11 protein-coding genes and 2 tRNA genes are annotated in these 15,640 nt (G+C 44.3%); 8 read left to right on the top strand and 5 right to left on the bottom strand.

Annotated elements, in window-relative coordinates; genetic code table 11:
• Positions 1–7 precede the first annotated feature (7 nt).
• Positions 8–1,057 (bottom strand): leucine-rich repeat protein, encoded by a 1,050-nt coding sequence (locus H8S63_RS02780; RefSeq protein WP_186925663.1) that lies wholly within the window; start codon positions 1,055–1,057, stop codon positions 8–10.
• A 102-nt stretch (positions 1,058–1,159) separates the two neighbouring features.
• Here H8S63_RS02780 and H8S63_RS02775 point away from each other — a divergent pair, with 102 nt between their 5' ends.
• Positions 1,160–2,056: a CPBP family intramembrane glutamic endopeptidase gene (locus tag H8S63_RS02775; RefSeq protein ID WP_186925662.1), complete on the top strand. Its 897-nt coding sequence runs from the start codon at positions 1,160–1,162 to the stop codon at positions 2,054–2,056.
• On the opposite strand, the gene H8S63_RS02770 is transcribed toward H8S63_RS02775, so the two are convergent.
• Positions 2,028–4,160, bottom strand: a complete 2,133-nt coding sequence (locus tag H8S63_RS02770; protein WP_186925661.1) for a Tex family protein — start codon at positions 4,158–4,160, stop codon at positions 2,028–2,030. The two genes, H8S63_RS02775 and H8S63_RS02770, sit on opposite strands and share 29 nt — an antisense overlap.
• Positions 4,161–4,279: 119 nt before the next feature.
• On the opposite strand from H8S63_RS02770, the gene H8S63_RS02765 reads away from it, so the two are divergent.
• The 3 genes from H8S63_RS02765 to H8S63_RS02755 all read left to right on the top strand — a co-directional run bounded on the left by H8S63_RS02765 (position 4,280) and on the right by H8S63_RS02755 (position 8,948).
• On the top strand, positions 4,280–6,211 hold the full coding sequence (locus H8S63_RS02765; protein ID WP_186925660.1) for a HAMP domain-containing sensor histidine kinase: 1,932 nt from the start codon (positions 4,280–4,282) through the stop codon (positions 6,209–6,211).
• Positions 6,208–7,953, top strand: coding sequence for a bifunctional UDP-sugar hydrolase/5'-nucleotidase (locus H8S63_RS02760; protein WP_186925659.1), 1,746 nt, complete (start codon positions 6,208–6,210; stop codon positions 7,951–7,953). The genes H8S63_RS02765 and H8S63_RS02760 overlap by 4 nt, the downstream gene beginning before the upstream one ends.
• Positions 7,954–8,045: 92 nt before the next feature.
• Complete coding sequence (locus tag H8S63_RS02755; RefSeq protein ID WP_007753908.1) at positions 8,046–8,948, top strand: AraC family transcriptional regulator; 903 nt, start codon at positions 8,046–8,048, stop codon at positions 8,946–8,948.
• Positions 8,949–8,953: 5 nt separating this feature from the next.
• Here the strand turns inward: H8S63_RS02755 and H8S63_RS02750 are convergent, their stop codons facing one another.
• Positions 8,954–9,538, bottom strand: a complete 585-nt coding sequence (locus tag H8S63_RS02750) for a Crp/Fnr family transcriptional regulator (RefSeq protein WP_007753911.1) — start codon at positions 9,536–9,538, stop codon at positions 8,954–8,956.
• Between the two features lie 15 nt (positions 9,539–9,553).
• On the opposite strand from H8S63_RS02750, the gene H8S63_RS02745 reads away from it, so the two are divergent.
• Positions 9,554–10,378 (top strand): DUF3845 domain-containing protein, encoded by an 825-nt coding sequence (locus H8S63_RS02745; protein WP_186925658.1) that lies wholly within the window; start codon positions 9,554–9,556, stop codon positions 10,376–10,378.
• A gap of 17 nt (positions 10,379–10,395) precedes the next feature.
• Here H8S63_RS02745 and H8S63_RS02740 read toward each other — a convergent pair.
• Positions 10,396–10,467: transfer RNA gene (locus H8S63_RS02740), tRNA-Glu, on the bottom strand.
• 67 nt (positions 10,468–10,534) lie between these two features.
• Positions 10,535–10,621: transfer RNA gene (locus H8S63_RS02735), tRNA-Ser, on the bottom strand.
• Positions 10,622–11,254: 633 nt separating this feature from the next.
• Here H8S63_RS02735 and H8S63_RS02730 point away from each other — a divergent pair.
• The 3 genes from H8S63_RS02730 (at position 11,255) to H8S63_RS02720 (ending at position 15,629) form a co-directional block, all read left to right on the top strand.
• Positions 11,255–11,698: a hypothetical protein gene (locus H8S63_RS02730; RefSeq protein ID WP_186925657.1), complete on the top strand. Its 444-nt coding sequence runs from the start codon at positions 11,255–11,257 to the stop codon at positions 11,696–11,698.
• A gap of 117 nt (positions 11,699–11,815) precedes the next feature.
• Complete coding sequence (locus tag H8S63_RS02725) at positions 11,816–13,480, top strand: putative transporter (RefSeq protein WP_186925656.1); 1,665 nt, start codon at positions 11,816–11,818, stop codon at positions 13,478–13,480.
• 154 nt (positions 13,481–13,634) lie between these two features.
• Positions 13,635–15,629, top strand: coding sequence for a fructose-bisphosphatase class III (locus H8S63_RS02720; protein ID WP_007753923.1), 1,995 nt, complete (start codon positions 13,635–13,637; stop codon positions 15,627–15,629).
• Positions 15,630–15,640: the final 11 nt, after the last annotated feature.

The following is a 15,640-nucleotide window of genomic DNA, read 5'->3' as shown; positions in this document are numbered from 1 at the left end:
GAATCATTTAGTTCTTATAAATCAACTTGCTCGGCACTCCTTCGCCAAACAAACTGTCTCCGACGGTCGTAATCTTATCTCCGGTAGCCACTACATAGCGAAGATTGTCGCATCCCATAAATGCGCCGAACTCAATAGCCGTCACACCGGCGGGAAGCTCCAATGTGCCGCACAGACGGCCGCAATTACTGAATACACGTTGACCGATGGATTTCAAATTGCGGGGTAGTTTTATTTTCAGCAGGTATTTTTTCTGTGAGAAAGTGAAGTCGGGGATGGCCGTTGCGTTTGTTTTTGAAATGTCGACCGCTACCAGATTCGGCATATAGTCGCGGATTAGTTTGAAATCGGCGTTGTCCAGTTTGCCTTCTACAGTCAGGAAATTGATGTCTCTAGGTTGTAATCCGGCTTTCAAAATCTCTTCTTCCAATTTGCCCATCAGTCCCACTTGCAGGGTTGCTTCTACCGGTTCACCCTCGATGAAAGCGAAGTTCCGCCATCTGTCCTTATTGCGGTAAGAATCGCTGCTGCCTAGAGGTACGAAAATGGCGGTAACGCTGTCCGCCAACGCTTCCGGCAACAGATTGGGAGCTGTCTTTTTGCGAATCTGACAGATTCTCAAGTTTTCGCAACCTTTGAAGGCTGCATCCTCTATGTTTTTGGTTTTTTCCGAAAGTATTATCTTCTCCAACGTCTTTTTGCCTTTGGTTACTCCGTCTACAACATTTGAGAATGCGTATGCGGGAATGAAATTCGGCATATAAATGTAGAATTTTCCGTTGGGATAAGTGCCCGCCTTGCCGCTGTACATCTTAATCTCGGCATTCGAGATGTCCAATACTTTTAGACTAGCGAATTCGTCACGCAGATGTCGGAAGTCTTCTGCATTCAGCTTGCCGGTCAGGGTGAGATGGGTGACGGTGTTGGCTTCCTCCTCCGTCATCATGGAAATAAGTGTGCCGGGTTTGCTTACATAATAAGTTTTACTCACTTGTGCTACTGCTCCTAAAGCGTTGGTTGCCAATAAAAAGCTTATCAATAGTAGTTTAATTTTCATAATCATGCGAATTTGTTCTGACAAATATAGGAAAAAACGAAATTATATGGTGTTTTTTTATGTTTTATATCTAATTTTGCAGGTGGATTAACAAATTGTAAAATGACGGCAGAAGATATTGTGGAGAAAAAAGAACCTAAGAGACTTCCTGTATGGGCGTGTATCCCATTGTTTATAGGAATATTTTTCATATTTATGGGATTGTACGGCACGCTGGCGAGAGGATTTTTGTCGATGGTGCTTGGAGTGGAAGCCCGTCATCCGGGATTGGTGGGGTATATTTTGCTGGAAAGCAGTATGCTGCTGGCTGTTCTCACTGCCGCCGCTATCATGTTGCGTTTTGAACGCTGCCCGTTCTCTGGCTTGGGGCTGTCCGTCAGAGGACATACGAAAGGGTTGTGGTACGGGTTTCTGATGGCTGTCCTGTTGTATGTGGTAGGCTTCGGTCTGTCGTTGGCTATGGGCGAAGTGGAAGTAATCGGTTTTCAGTTCAAGGCTTGGGATTTAGCGGGGGCATGGGTGTTTTTCCTGCTTGTCGCAGTGTTTGAAGAGATTCTGATGCGTGGCTATATATTGGGACGTTTATTACATACTCGTCTGAATAAATTCCTTTCCCTGTTTATCTCGGCATCGTTATTCGCATTCCTGCATATTTTTAATCCTGGAATAAATGCCTTGCCGATGATCAACCTTTTGCTGGCAGGCATGTTGCTGGGTGCTCCTTATTTATATACGCGGAATCTTTGTTTCCCGATTTCCCTCCATCTTTTCTGGAATTGGATACAAGGTCCGGTTCTGGGCTATCAGGTGAGCGGCAACAATTTTGTATCTACTATGCTGAAACTGAATATGCCCGAAAAGAATGTGCTGAATGGCGGAGCCTTCGGTTTTGAAGGCTCGCTCATTTGCACGGTACTGATGATTCTGTTTACTGTTCTTATTATCTGGTGGGGTGAGAAAAGAACGGCGATCAGTCTTGCGGTACACCGATCATGCTAAGCTGAATCCGTTTGCGGTCGGTATCTACGTTCATCACTCTGACCATGACGTGCTGGTGGATGGAAACGATTTCCGTAGGATCGGAAATGTAACGTTCCGCCAATTGGGAGAGGTGTACAAGACCGTTCTCCTTGATACCTATATCGACGAAAGCTCCGAAATTGGTGATGTTTCCTACAATGCCCGGAAGAATCATACCTTCGCGCAAATCGGCTATGGTACGTACATTCTTGTCGAACTCAAATACTTTGATGGTTTTTCGCGGGTCGCGTCCGGGCTTTTCGAGTTCCTGCATAATATCCTGTAAGGTAGGCAGGCCGACGACGGGAGTGACGTAATTGGAGATATTGATTTTCCGGCGGAGTTCCTTGTCGGCTATCAACTCATTGACAGTGCATTTCAGATCTTTTGCCATCTGTTCCACAATATGGTAACTTTCCGGATGTACGGCCGTATTGTCGAGCGGATTCTTTGCTCCGGGAATACGGAGGAACCCGGCACACTGCTCGAAAGCTTTGGCGCCCATACGCGGAACTTTCATCAGTTCTTTGCGGGAGTTGAAGGCTCCATTCTCGGCACGATAATTGACGATATTTTGCGCCAGTTGAGGACCTAATCCGGAAATGTAAGTCAACAGATGGCTACTGGCTGTATTCAGGTTCACTCCTACGAGGTTTACGCAATTCTCTACGGTCTGGTCGAGCGCTTTCTTTAATTTCGTCTGGTCTACATCATGCTGATACTGACCGACTCCGATGGACTTGGGATCTATCTTGACTAATTCCGCCAACGGATCCATCAGACGGCGACCGATGGAAACGGCTCCTCTGACCGTCACGTCGTAGTCCGGAAATTCGTCGCGGGCGATCTTGGAAGCCGAATAGATGGAAGCCCCCTGTTCGCTGACTACAAATACAGGAATCTGACGATCGAATGTCTGTTGGTTGATAAAGTCCTCCGTTTCGCGGCTGGCTGTTCCGTTGCCGATGGAGATAGCTTCGATCTGGTAGGCTTCGACCATCTTACGGAGTTTCGAAGCGGCTTCACCGGTCTTGCCGACCGGAGGATGCGGATAAATGTTTTCATTATGCAGCAGATTACCTTGAGCGTCGAGACAAACAACCTTGCAACCGGTACGGAAACCGGGATCGATGGCGAGTACCCGCTTCTGTCCCAATGGGGCGGCAAGGAGTAGCTGGCGGAGGTTCTCCGTGAAGACGCGGATGGCTTCGTCGTCGGCTTTCTCTTTTGATTGTGCGGCAAATTCCGTTTCGATGGAAGGTTTAAGCAGACGTTTGTAGGCGTCGATAGCAGCCTCGCTCACTTGCTCGCTACATTCATTATTACCACGTACGAATTGGCGTTCCAGACGTTCGATGCACGCCTCGTCGTCCGGAGTGATGGACACTTTCAGCAGCCCTTCGGCTTCGGCACGGCGGATGGCAAGCAGGCGATGGGAAGTGCAGCGTTTCAAAGGTTCGGAAAAGTCGAAATAGTCCCGGTATTTGGCGGCCTCTTCTTCTTTGCCTTTAACTACTTTAGCGTTGATTTCCGCTTGGCGGCTGAATTGATTGCGGACAGCATTACGGGCACGTTCGTCTTCGTTCACTTGCTCGGCTATGATATCGCGAGCCCCTTTCAATGCGTCTTCCACGTCTTTTACCTCTCCCTTGACGAATGAGGCGGCACGGGCGCTCAGGTTGTTTTCCCTCTGTAATAGCAGTAGGGTGGCAAGCGGCTCCAACCCTTTCTGACGGGCGGCTTCGGCACGTGTCTTACGTTTGGGCTTGTAGGGGAGGTAGATGTCCTCCAGTTCTGTCGGATTCCAGGTGTCGTTGATACGTTTCTCCAGCTCGGCGGTGAGTTTTCCTTGTTCGGTGATGGTGCCGAGAATAGTCTCTTTCCGTTTGGCTATGTCGCACAACTTATCATGTTGCTCTTTGATCTGTTCTATCTGAACTTCATCCAGCCCGCCTGTAGCTTCTTTGCGGTAGCGGCTGATGAAAGGAATCGTAGCGCCTTCACCCAGAAGGTGGAGGGTACTGCTTATTTGTTTTTCCGATATGCCTGACAGTCCGGAAATCATCTTGTGAAATAATTCCATAAATTGTATTTTTTGAGAATAAATGAGCGACAAAAATACACATTAATCCGTTAAAACCGACAAGTTTTACTATATTTGCAACCTAAATAAATAAGTAAGCACATCAAAACTGCATAACTATGCCCAGATATTCAGGATGTCTTTTTGCTTTCTTCCTTTGGCTATCCCTGTCAATGGAGGTCCTTGCAACCTCTAAGGATATGAATCCTATTCTAATTATTTGTTCCTATAATCCGGCTGCCCATCAGACTTCAGTTACTATTTCCGATTATATGGAGGGATATACCAGATTGGGAGGGAAACGTGATATTATTATTGAGAATATGAACTGCAAGAGTTTCTCGGAAGCTCCTTTGTGGAGTGGTATGATGACACAAATCCTTGCTAAATATCAGGGGGGGAAGCAGCAACCGGCACAAATTATATTGTTAGGACAGGAGGCGTGGGCAGCTTATCTGTCTCAAAGGGATTCGATGCGGGTGAAAGTTCCGGTAATGTGTAGTCTGGTCAGCAGCAATGTCGTGATATTGCCGGAGGATACCGTCGGAGATTTGGATAGCTGGTTGCCCGGATCTGTAGATATCTTTGAAGATCATATGAATATTCCTGAATTGCAGTCGGGATTTATCAATCATTATAATATAGGAGATAATGTGCGTATGATTCGTGCGTTCTATCCCGAAACAAAACATATTGCTTTTATCTCGGATAATACGTATGGCGGCGTCACGATGCAAGCATTGGTGCGAAAGGAAATGAAAAATTTCCCCGATCTGGATCTTATTCTGTTGGACGGAAGAAAACATACCATTTATACGATTGTAGAGGAATTACGGCATTTGCCGGAGCATACTGTTATCATCGTGGGCACTTGGCGGGTGGACATGAATGAGGGGTATTTTATGCGGAACGCCACGTATGCGATGATGGAAGCGGCTCCTGCCATTCCTACCTTTACACCTTCATCGGTGAGCCTGGGGCATTGGGCGATAGGAGGTGTGTTGCCCGATTATCGGAAAGTGGGAGAAGAGATGGCTATGGAATCTGTCCGGATGGATAATCAGTCCGGCAACACGGAAAAACATCTGCAGATTATTGAATCTAAGGCTGTGATGGACAGTAGGAAAGCGAAAGAATGGGGGCTGGATCCGAAGGCTTTGCCTTTTGGCGTGGAGCTCATCAATCAGCCGGTTTCATTCTATCAGCAGTATACATATCAGATATGGTCTGCTTGCACTTTGTTTGTTGTATTGGTATTGGGGCTGTTTATTTCTCTCTTTTATTATTTCCGTACGAAGCGGTTGAAAGACGAACTGTTGAGATCGGACAAAGATTTGCGTGTGGCGAAAGACAGGGCGGAAGAGTCCAACCGACTGAAAAGTGCTTTCCTGGCAAACATGAGTCATGAGATACGTACACCGCTGAACTCAATTGTCGGATTCTCGGATGTGTTGGCTGTGGAAGGAAGTACGGAGGAGGAACGTCAGTCCTATTTTCAGATTATCAAGACTAATTCAGATTTACTGCTCCGCCTGATTAATGATATTCTTGACCTTTCGCGACTGGAGGCTAACCGGGTGACGCTGACTTGGGAGGAGTGTGATGTCGTACTGTTGTGTCGGCAGGTGGTTGCTTCCGTTAGTTTTTCACGGCAATCTTCGGATAATCAGTTTCTGTTTACCACTTCATTTGAGACGTACCGGATGGAGACGGATATACAGCGTATGCAGCAGGTGATTATCAATCTCTTGTCGAATGCTGATAAGTTTACGAAAAAGGGGAAGATTACATTGGACTTTTCTGTCGATGAAAAAACGGGAATGGCGGTTTTCTCAGTGACTGACACCGGATGCGGTATCCCGAAAGAAAAACAGAAACTTGTGTTCGAACGCTTTGAAAAACTGAATGAGTATGCTCAGGGAACCGGATTGGGGTTGTCTATCTGTAAATTGATCGTATCTAAATGGAAGGGAGCTATATGGATTGATCCCGACTATACAGGCGGGGCACGATTTATATTCTCGCATCCTCTAAAAATAGAAAAAGAATGAAACGAATAACATTGATTTATGCTTGGCTTTTCTGTCTGACACTGTCCGTTGCAGCACAGGAAAAGGTAGTGAAGTTGAAGATTGTACAGACAAGTGATGTACACGGAAATTATTATCCTTACAATTTTATAACCCGTCAGGAATGGAAAGGGAGTCTGGCCCGGATATACTCATTTGTTGAGAAGGAACGCCGGGAGTATAAAGATAATCTGATATTGCTGGATAATGGGGATATTCTGCAAGGACAGCCTACCGCTTATTACTATAATTATATAGATACCGTGTCTCCGCATCTTTGTGCCGAGATGATGAATTATATGAAATATGATGCGGGCAATATGGGGAATCATGATGTGGAAACTGGACGTGCTGTATTCGACCGTTGGATTGGAACCTGTGACTTTCCTGTACTGGGAGCCAATATCATTGATACGTCTACGGGGAAACCTCATCTTCCTCCTTATAAAGTGTTGGAACGGGACGGGGTGAAGATCGTCGTTTTGGGGATGATTACACCGGCCGTTCCTGCCTGGCTTTCGGAAAATCTGTGGAGAGGGCTTCGTTTTGACGATATGGAGGAGACGGCTCGCAAATGGATGAAGATAATCCGTGCAAAGGAGAATCCGGATGTGGTAATCGGGTTGTTCCATGCCGGACAGGATGCGTTTAAGATGTCCGGTAAATATAATGAGAATGCGTCTCTGAATGTGGCAAAGAATATTCCGGGATTCGATGTGGTATTGATGGGACATGATCATGCCCGCGAATGTAAGAAGGTGATGAATGTTGCCGGAGATTCGGTGTTGGTTATTGATCCGGCAAGCAATGGAGTGGTGCTGTCCAATGTCGACATCACTTTGAAGTTGAAGGATGGCAAGGTACTGAGCAAGGATATTCAAGGGGTATTGACGGAGACAAAGGATTATGGTGTCAGCGAGGATTTTATGAAACGTTTCGCTCCGCAGTATGAGGCTGTGCGGAAGTTTGTGTCCAAGAAAATCGGTACGTTTACTGAGGATATCTCTACGCATCCTTCTTTCTTCGGTCCTTCTGCTTTCATCGATCTGATACATACTTTGCAGCTCGATATCACGGGAGCCGACATTTCTTTTGCAGCACCGCTTTCATTCGATGCGGAAATTAAGAAAGGGGATGTGTTCGTCAGTGATATGTTCAACTTATATAAGTATGAAAATATGCTGTACGTGATGACTTTATCCGGTAAAGAAATCAAGGATTTTCTGGAGATGTCTTATTTCATGTGGACTAACCGGATGAAATCACCGGACGACCATTTGCTGTGGTTCAAGGAAAAACGTCGGGATGGTGCGGAGGACAGGGCTTCTTTCCAGAATTTCAGTTTTAACTTTGATTCGGCTTCCGGCATAATCTATACGGTGGATGTTACTAAACCGAAAGGGGAGAAGATTACGATTGTCAGTATGGCAGACGGCTCTCCTTTCGATATAAATAAGATTTATAAAGTGGCGTTGAATTCTTATCGTGGTAATGGTGGCGGTGAATTGTTGACAAAGGGTTCGGGCATTCCTCAAGAGAAATTGAAAGACCGTATCATTTTCTCTACTGATAAGGATCTTCGTTTTTACCTGATGAATTACATCGAGGAGAAAGGGGGAATGAGTCCGAAAGCGTTGAATCAGTGGAAATTCGTTCCGGAGGAGTGGGCTGTTCCTGCTGCCCGGCGTGACGCTGAATATCTGTTCGGGGTGGTCAATAAGTAGCCAAAAATGTTCATTTTGTCTGGTGATACTCTGTTTTGACTTGTATATCTGATTTATTGCTGGTATATTTGTCGCAAAAAGAGAGAGAGAGTATGGATATTCAAAATGTTCCTAAAGTAGGTATTTCTTCTGTAGTTCATTCTAAACATATAGATGCTGATAGCATTGATGTCATTGATAATGATATAGCGCTCTTCGATTCGGAGAGCGTTATTTCCTTATATAGCGGTCCCAGCAAGTTAGAGGTATTGACAATAGGACTTTGCCTGGAAGGTGAGGGGACTTTTAATATTAATCTGCAGGATTTTCAATTATCTTCGGGAGGGATGGTGATAGCCCTGCCGAGCCAGATTATAGAACACCGGCAGTTTAGTCCCGACTTCAAGGGAATCTTCTTTGCGGTATCCAAGAGTTTGCTGGAGACATTGCCTAAAGTAGGCAATCTGCTTGCATTGTTTTTCTATCTGAAAGATTATCCCTGTTTTAGCCTGACTCCGAACGAGCAGCGCACGGTGCAGGAATATCATACGTTTATCAGAAAGAGGTTGAGGAGTAAAGGGGATCTGTATCGCAGGGAGGTCGTGCTCGGACTGATGCAGGGTTTCTTTTTTGAATTGTGCAACATTTTTAACAATCATGCGCCTGCAGTCACTGCTTCGGTGAAGTCGAAAAGCCGGAAAGAGTATATCTTTGAACGTTTCTATGAAACGCTGGTAGAATCTTATCAATCAGAACGTAGTGTGAAGTTTTATGCTGACCAGCTGTGTCTGACACCGAAACATCTTTCCGGAGTTGTGAAAGAGGTGAGTGGAAAGACCGTGGGCGAGTGGATCGATGAGTTTGTGATCTTGGAAGCAAAAGCACTTCTAAACTCCTCAAGCATGAATATACAGGAGATAGCTGACCGCTTGAGCTTTGCCAACCAGTCCTTCTTCGGGAAATATTTTAAGCATTATACGGGGATGTCTCCCAAAGAATATCGGAAGAACCGATAATGTGTTTACAGAACTCCGGAGCGTACGCGGCTCAAGGTCTCCGGTGTCATCAGCAGGTAAGAGGCTATGTGTGCCAAAGGAGCGCGTTTGATGATTTCCGGATGTGTCTCGAGCAGGAGATTATAGCGTTCGCGGGCGGATTCAAAGCGCCAGGAGTCAGCTTTGACTTGCGATACAATTAAAGAGTATTCCAATATTTTCTGATAGAACATATTGATTTCCCAATTTTCTCTCGCCAGCTTCTGTATCATGTCGCGGGGGAAAAGGTAGATAATGGAAGGTTCCAGTGTCTCCACTATAAGCCGGGTAGGTACTTGCTTCAAGAAACTTTCAATGCACATCACGATACATCCTTCGTAAGAGAAATGCTCGGTAACGTCTTTCCCGTTTTTGTAGTAGTATTGTCTGAGCATACCTTTACCGACGAATACAATCTCGTGAGCGACCTCTCCCTCATTCAGTGCAATGGCTCCTTTGGGAAACTCTTCACGGATCAATATACTTTCTATCTGCCGTCTTCCCTCTATACTCATTTCCGGAAAGCGGGAATTTACAACGGCATTCACAGTTTCTCTTAACAATGTATCCATGTCTTTTTTGTTTTGGTGTGTGCAAAAATACTAAAAACGGTTGATATAAATCAATTGCAGCACAAAAAAGATGTATATTTGTTATTAAATCAAGATATAGAAAAGATTATGAATAAGATAATAGGATTAGCAGTATTGCTGCTATGCGTTTGTGGCTGTGCGAAGGATGATGATGCGATTTATTATCCGGTAGGCAATGTGGATATTGAAAGGGGTGATGTCGCTCTGGAAGATGGAAAGGGAGAATTGGTAGCCGGGAGTTATAATGAGGAGGATTATGTGCTGGATACGCTGGCGCAGTATCCGGGAGATCCTACTCTTGGCAAACTGACGTTTATGATTGATCTGAAGAATCAGTTGGCGAGACAGGAAGCTGGCGGATTTAACGGAATCGGTAAATCGGGATTGACAATGAGTCTGGGATATAAGAATGGTGACTATCCGTCGGAAAGTCAGATACCTGTTTATACTTCTCCTGATGTAACTGCTGCGTATGCGGTTAAACTCCGTTTAAAAGGGGAGCTTGCTTTGGCAGGAGATGAATGGATGATTGATTACATTTATGTGCAATTGGCTGGCTTATTTCAACCTTATCCGCCTGCGTCCTTTCCTGAAGTGTTTATGTGTAAAGGTGGTGAGCAGACATTTGCTGCTTTTGACTCTTTTCGTAGGACTTGGACATTTGATATTACTTATAGCCGTTCCGGTCTTTCTTTCAGTCAGTTATATTTCAATTTATTCTTGAATTTGGCAGGGCAGAAACGGGAAGAGAGAATTAGGTTGAGGATTGATAAAGAATCTTTCTTTGAGGTGTATAAATTAAACGAGGAAATGAATTGATTCATTTCCTCGTTGTGTAGTGGGTACGAGAATCGAACTCGTATTACATGCGTGAGAGGCATGTGTCCTAACCGTTAGACGAACCCACCGGATTTTGATTGATTTAAAAAGAGCTAAGTCTTAAAATACTTAGCTCTTTTTATTTTTGAGATTTTGCGGAAGCTGGGGGATTCGAACCCCCGGTACCCTTACGAGTACGTCAGTTTAGCAAACTGGTGGTTTCAGCCACTCACCCAAACTTCCTTGAACCCGCATTCTCTCTCAAATGCGGTGCAAAGATAGGGGGAAGTTTTTGACTATGCAAATCTTTTAGCAAGATTTTTTTTACTTGTTTTTCAATAATGGAGATAACCCTCTATGTTTCAAATGTTAAACGGAATAATTTTTTTCGAAATTTTTTAGGGCTTGTTTCATTTCTATTCAGAAACGTTCATAAAATGTCGCTATAAGTAAAAGATGCATTGGATTTATTGAATAAAAGAGGGGAGATAATGTAGGTGTATAAAAAAAGGCTATCTATCCCAGACAGCCAATCTTTTTGTTAACCTTAAATCTAATACTATGAAAAACACATTGCAAATATACGGACTTCTGTGATATCTGCAAATAATACAAGAAAAAACGGATGTTTTATAACATTGATTAAATGTTTGCTTCTTATATTCTATTTTTATTAAGACTTTGGGTACTTGGAATGAGCTGTGCACGGTATTATACCATTAAATCTCAAGCGTGGGGATTTGCCCCTATAAGTAGGTAATTTCCTCCTGAAAAGTAGGATTTTTCAGTTTCAAGGGGAAAATTCATTCTATACTTTTGTCATATCGAAGGATAAATGATAGATATTAATAAACGAATCATTAAAAATAAAGGAATATGAAAACGAACACATTTAAATATTTAGGTCTGGCTTTGATGGCTGTATTGATGGTCGGTCTTACTTCTTGCGAAGTGGAGATAGACAGTTTCTACGATGATGATAATAACGGACCGGGTTATTACAACCGTTCGGCCGATTTGTGTAGCCGCATTTGGGTCAGTTTTTATCGGGATATAGACAACAACTACTGCTGTCAGGAACTGGATTTCTTTTTAGATCGTACAGGAATAGACTACATACGGGTGGAATATCCGGACGGATATGTGGAAGAATTTGAATATAAGTTCCGTTGGAGTTGGGAAAATTTCGCGCAAACTTCCATCCGTATGTCGTATGGGCCCAATGATGTTTCCTACCTGGACGACGTATATATTGGAGGCAACAGGTTGAGTGGCTATCTGGATGGGCGGAATAATTTTGTGGAATATCAAGGAAGATAAGAAAGATGATATAAAGAATATCAGCACGAGGCATGAGTAGGGCGTAAAATGAAAGCATAAAAGTTTTGAATGGGACTAAATAGTTTTTATCTTTGCGCCCTGTTAGTTTGAAAATACATGGAGTGGTTATATAGTCTGTTTCTCGAACATTCTGCCTTACAGGCGGTTGTGGTGTTATCGTTGATTTCTGCGGTAGGTTTAGGCTTGGGAAGAGTGCATTTCTGGGGAGTATCCTTAGGAGTCACTTTTGTTTTTTTTACAGGTATCCTTGCCGGACATCTCGGACTTTCGGTAGATCCTCAGATGTTGAATTATGCGGAAAGTTTCGGTTTGGTGGTTTTCGTTTATTCTTTAGGTTTACAGGTCGGTCCTGGTTTCTTCAGTTCTTTCCGTAAAGGAGGAGTAACGCTGAATATGCTGGCATTGGGAGTCGTCCTGTTGGGGACATTGTTGACGGTCGTAGCCAGCTATGCCACAGGTGTCTCACTTCCCGATATGGTCGGTATCCTTTGTGGAGCGACAACGAACACTCCGGCGTTGGGAGCTGCTCAGCAAACTCTGAAACAGATGGGGCTGGAGAGTAGCACACCTGCTTTGGGATGTGCGGTAGCCTATCCGATGGGAGTCGTCGGTGTGATACTTGCCGTCTTGTTAATCCGTAAAGCATTGGTTCGCAAAGAAGATTTGGAAATAAAAGAGAAAGATGATGCGAACAAAACTTATATTGCAGCGTTTCAAGTACACAATCCTGCTATTTTCAATAAGAGCATTAAAGACATAGCACATATGAGCTACCCGAAGTTTGTCATCTCCCGCTTATGGCGGGACGGACACGTCAGCATTCCGACTTCCGACAAGGTGCTGAAAGAGGGAGACCGTCTGTTGGTTATCACTGCGGAGAAAGATGCTTTGGCGTTGACTGTACTTTTCGGTGAACAGGAAAATACGGATTGGAACAAAGAGGACATTGACTGGAATGCGATTGACAGCGAACTGGTTTCACAGCGTATCGTCGTCACTCGTCCCGAACTGAATGGAAAGAAGCTGGGATCGCTCCGATTGAGAAATCATTACGGCATCAATATCAGCCGTGTCTATCGTTCGGGTGTGCAACTGCTCGCTACTCCGGAACTGATACTCCAGTTGGGCGACCGACTGACAGTAGTAGGGGAGAAAGCTGCCATCCTGAATGTGGAAAAAGTATTGGGTAATGCCATTAAAAGCTTGAAAGAACCCAATCTGGTTGTTATATTCATCGGAATAGTATTGGGATTGGCATTGGGAGCTATTCCCTTTTCAATACCGGGTGTCAGTACTCCCGTGAAACTGGGACTGGCCGGCGGACCGATTATTGTTGGTATTCTTTTGGGGACATTCGGACCACGGATACACATGATAACCTACACTACCCGCAGCGCGAATCTGATGTTGCGTGCCTTAGGGCTTTCCCTGTATCTCGCATGTCTGGGATTGGATGCCGGAGCTCACTTTTTCGACACCGTATTCCGTCCGGAAGGTCTGCTGTGGATTGCTTTGGGAGCCGGGCTGACTATCATCCCGACAGTATTGGTAGGTTTTGTCGCCTTCAAAATGATGAAGATCGATTTTGGTACGGTATCCGGTATGTTGTGTGGAAGTATGGCCAATCCGATGGCGTTGAATTACGCTAATGATACAATACCCGGTGATAACCCTTCTGTGGCTTATGCGACGGTATATCCGCTCTGTATGTTCCTGCGGGTGATTATCGCACAAGTACTTCTGATGTTCTTCTTGGGCTGAAAAATGAAACTTTGAATAAAAAATAATAACCGGATAAATAAAAAAGTATTATATTTATCGCGAATAATCGAAAAACGTAAGTTTGGAGATTAGAACAATGGATTGTGAGCCGATAAATGGTAATTTGATTTTAGTAATTTGTGATTAAATAGAAATGACTGCTCAAAGTAACATAACTCCTGAAAGCATTGTGAACGATCTGCGTTATCTGCAACTGCTTTCCCGAAGTTTTCCTACTATTGCCGATGCAAGTACGGAAATAATCAATCTGGAGGCTATCTTGAACCTACCTAAAGGGACGGAGCATTTCCTGACAGATGTACATGGTGAATATGAAGCTTTCCAACATGTGCTGAAGAATGCTTCCGGTGCAGTAAAACGTAAGGTAAATGAGATATTCGGCAATACGCTTCGCGAGGCCGAGAAAAAAGAGATCTGCACGTTGATTTACTATCCCGAAGAAAAACTTCAACTGGTGAAGGCCCGTGAGAAGGATTTGGACGATTGGTATCTGATCACTCTGAACCAGTTAGTAAAAGTCTGTCAGAACGTATCTTCCAAGTATACCCGTTCCAAGGTACGTAAATCATTGCCTGCCGAATTCTCGTATATCATACAGGAATTGTTGCACGAGTCATCTATCGAGCCGAACAAGCATGCCTATATCAATGTGATTATCAGTACGATTATCACGACAAAGCGTGCCGATGATTTTATCATTGCCATGTGTAATCTGATTCAGCGTTTGACAATCGATTCACTTCATATCGTAGGCGACATCTATGATCGCGGACCGGGAGCGCATATCATTATGGATACCTTGTGCAATTATCATAATTTCGATATTCAATGGGGCAATCACGATATTCTGTGGATGGGCGCCGCTTCCGGCAATGACAGTTGCATAGCCAATGTGATACGTATGTCTATGCGATATGGTAATCTGGCTACACTTGAAGACGGTTACGGAATCAATCTGCTGCCGCTTGCTACCTTTGCTATGGATACTTACGCTGATGATCCTTGCACCATTTTCATGCCGAAAATGAATTTTGCCGATACTCATTATAATGAGAAAACGTTGCGCTTGATTACTCAGATGCACAAGGCGATCACTATTATCCAGTTTAAGCTGGAAGCCGAGATCATCGACCGCCGTCCGGAGTTTGGAATGGCAAATCGTAAATTGTTGGAGAAGATAGATTTTGAGCGTGGTGTCTTTGTCTACGAAGGTAAGGAGTATGCCCTTCGTGACACGAACTTTCCAACGGTAGATCCCGCCAATCCTTACCGCTTGACGGATGAAGAACGTGAGCTTGTGGATAAGATTCATTATTCATTTATGAATAGCGAGAAATTGAAGAAGCATATGCGTTGCCTGTTTACTTACGGCGGGATGTATCTGGTATCCAACTCCAATCTTCTTTATCACGCTTCCGTGCCTTTGAATGAGGACGGTAGCTTTAAGCATGTCAAGATACGCGGAAAAGAGTATTGGGGACACAAACTTCTGGATAAGGCCGATCAACTGATCCGTACCGCCTACTTCGACGAAGAGGGAGAGGAGGATAAGGAATTTGCGATGGATTATATTTGGTATATGTGGTGTGGTCCGGATGCGCCTTTATTTGATAAGGATAAGATGGCTACTTTTGAACGCTATTTCCTGGAAGACAAAGAAATGCATAAAGAGAAGAAAGGATATTATTATACATTGCGCAATCGGGAGGATATTTGTGATCAGATACTGGCCGAGTTTGGAGCTTTAGGTCCTCATTCGCATATAATAAACGGTCATGTGCCTGTGAAGACTATTCAAGGAGAACAGCCGATGAAGGCCAATGGCAAACTATTCGTTATCGACGGAGGATTTTCCAAAGCCTATCAGCCGGAAACGGGAATTGCCGGATATACACTTGTCTACCATTCTCACGGTATGCAGCTTGTACAGCACGAACCGTTCCAGTCTCGTCAGAAAGCTATCGAAGAGGGACTGGATATCAAATCTACCAATTTCGTATTGGAATTTAATTCGCAACGGATGATGGTGAAAGACACCGATAAGGGAAAAGAATTGGTAACTCAAATACAGGACTTGAAGAAGTTGCTCGTTGCTTATCGTACCGGTCTGATAAAGGAAAAGGTCTGAATGAAGGTTAC

This window comes from Bacteroides sp. NSJ-39, assembly GCF_014287315.1.
Lineage (GTDB): Bacteria > Bacteroidota > Bacteroidia > Bacteroidales > Bacteroidaceae > Bacteroides > Bacteroides finegoldii.
Note: the sequence above shows the minus strand (reverse complement) of the source record. Positions and strands in the feature narration are given on the sequence as shown.

Bases quoted from the DNA above. Each gene is read 5' to 3' on its own strand.
- H8S63_RS02725 (WP_186925656.1), top strand. From the start codon at position 11,816: ATGGAGTGGTTATATAGTCTGTTTCTCGAACATTCTGCCTTACAGGCG.
- H8S63_RS02765 (WP_186925660.1), top strand. From the start codon at position 4,280: ATGCCCAGATATTCAGGATGTCTTTTTGCTTTCTTCCTTTGGCTATCC.
- H8S63_RS02770 (WP_186925661.1), bottom strand. From the start codon at position 4,160: ATGGAATTATTTCACAAGATGATTTCCGGACTGTCAGGCATATCGGAA.
- H8S63_RS02780 (WP_186925663.1), bottom strand. From the start codon at position 1,057: ATGAAAATTAAACTACTATTGATAAGCTTTTTATTGGCAACCAACGCT.
- H8S63_RS02775 (WP_186925662.1), top strand. From the start codon at position 1,160: ATGACGGCAGAAGATATTGTGGAGAAAAAAGAACCTAAGAGACTTCCT.
- H8S63_RS02750 (WP_007753911.1), bottom strand. From the start codon at position 9,538: ATGGATACATTGTTAAGAGAAACTGTGAATGCCGTTGTAAATTCCCGC.
- H8S63_RS02755 (WP_007753908.1), top strand. From the start codon at position 8,046: ATGGATATTCAAAATGTTCCTAAAGTAGGTATTTCTTCTGTAGTTCAT.
- H8S63_RS02760 (WP_186925659.1), top strand. From the start codon at position 6,208: ATGAAACGAATAACATTGATTTATGCTTGGCTTTTCTGTCTGACACTG.
- H8S63_RS02730 (WP_186925657.1), top strand. From the start codon at position 11,255: ATGAAAACGAACACATTTAAATATTTAGGTCTGGCTTTGATGGCTGTA.
- H8S63_RS02720 (WP_007753923.1), top strand. From the start codon at position 13,635: ATGACTGCTCAAAGTAACATAACTCCTGAAAGCATTGTGAACGATCTG.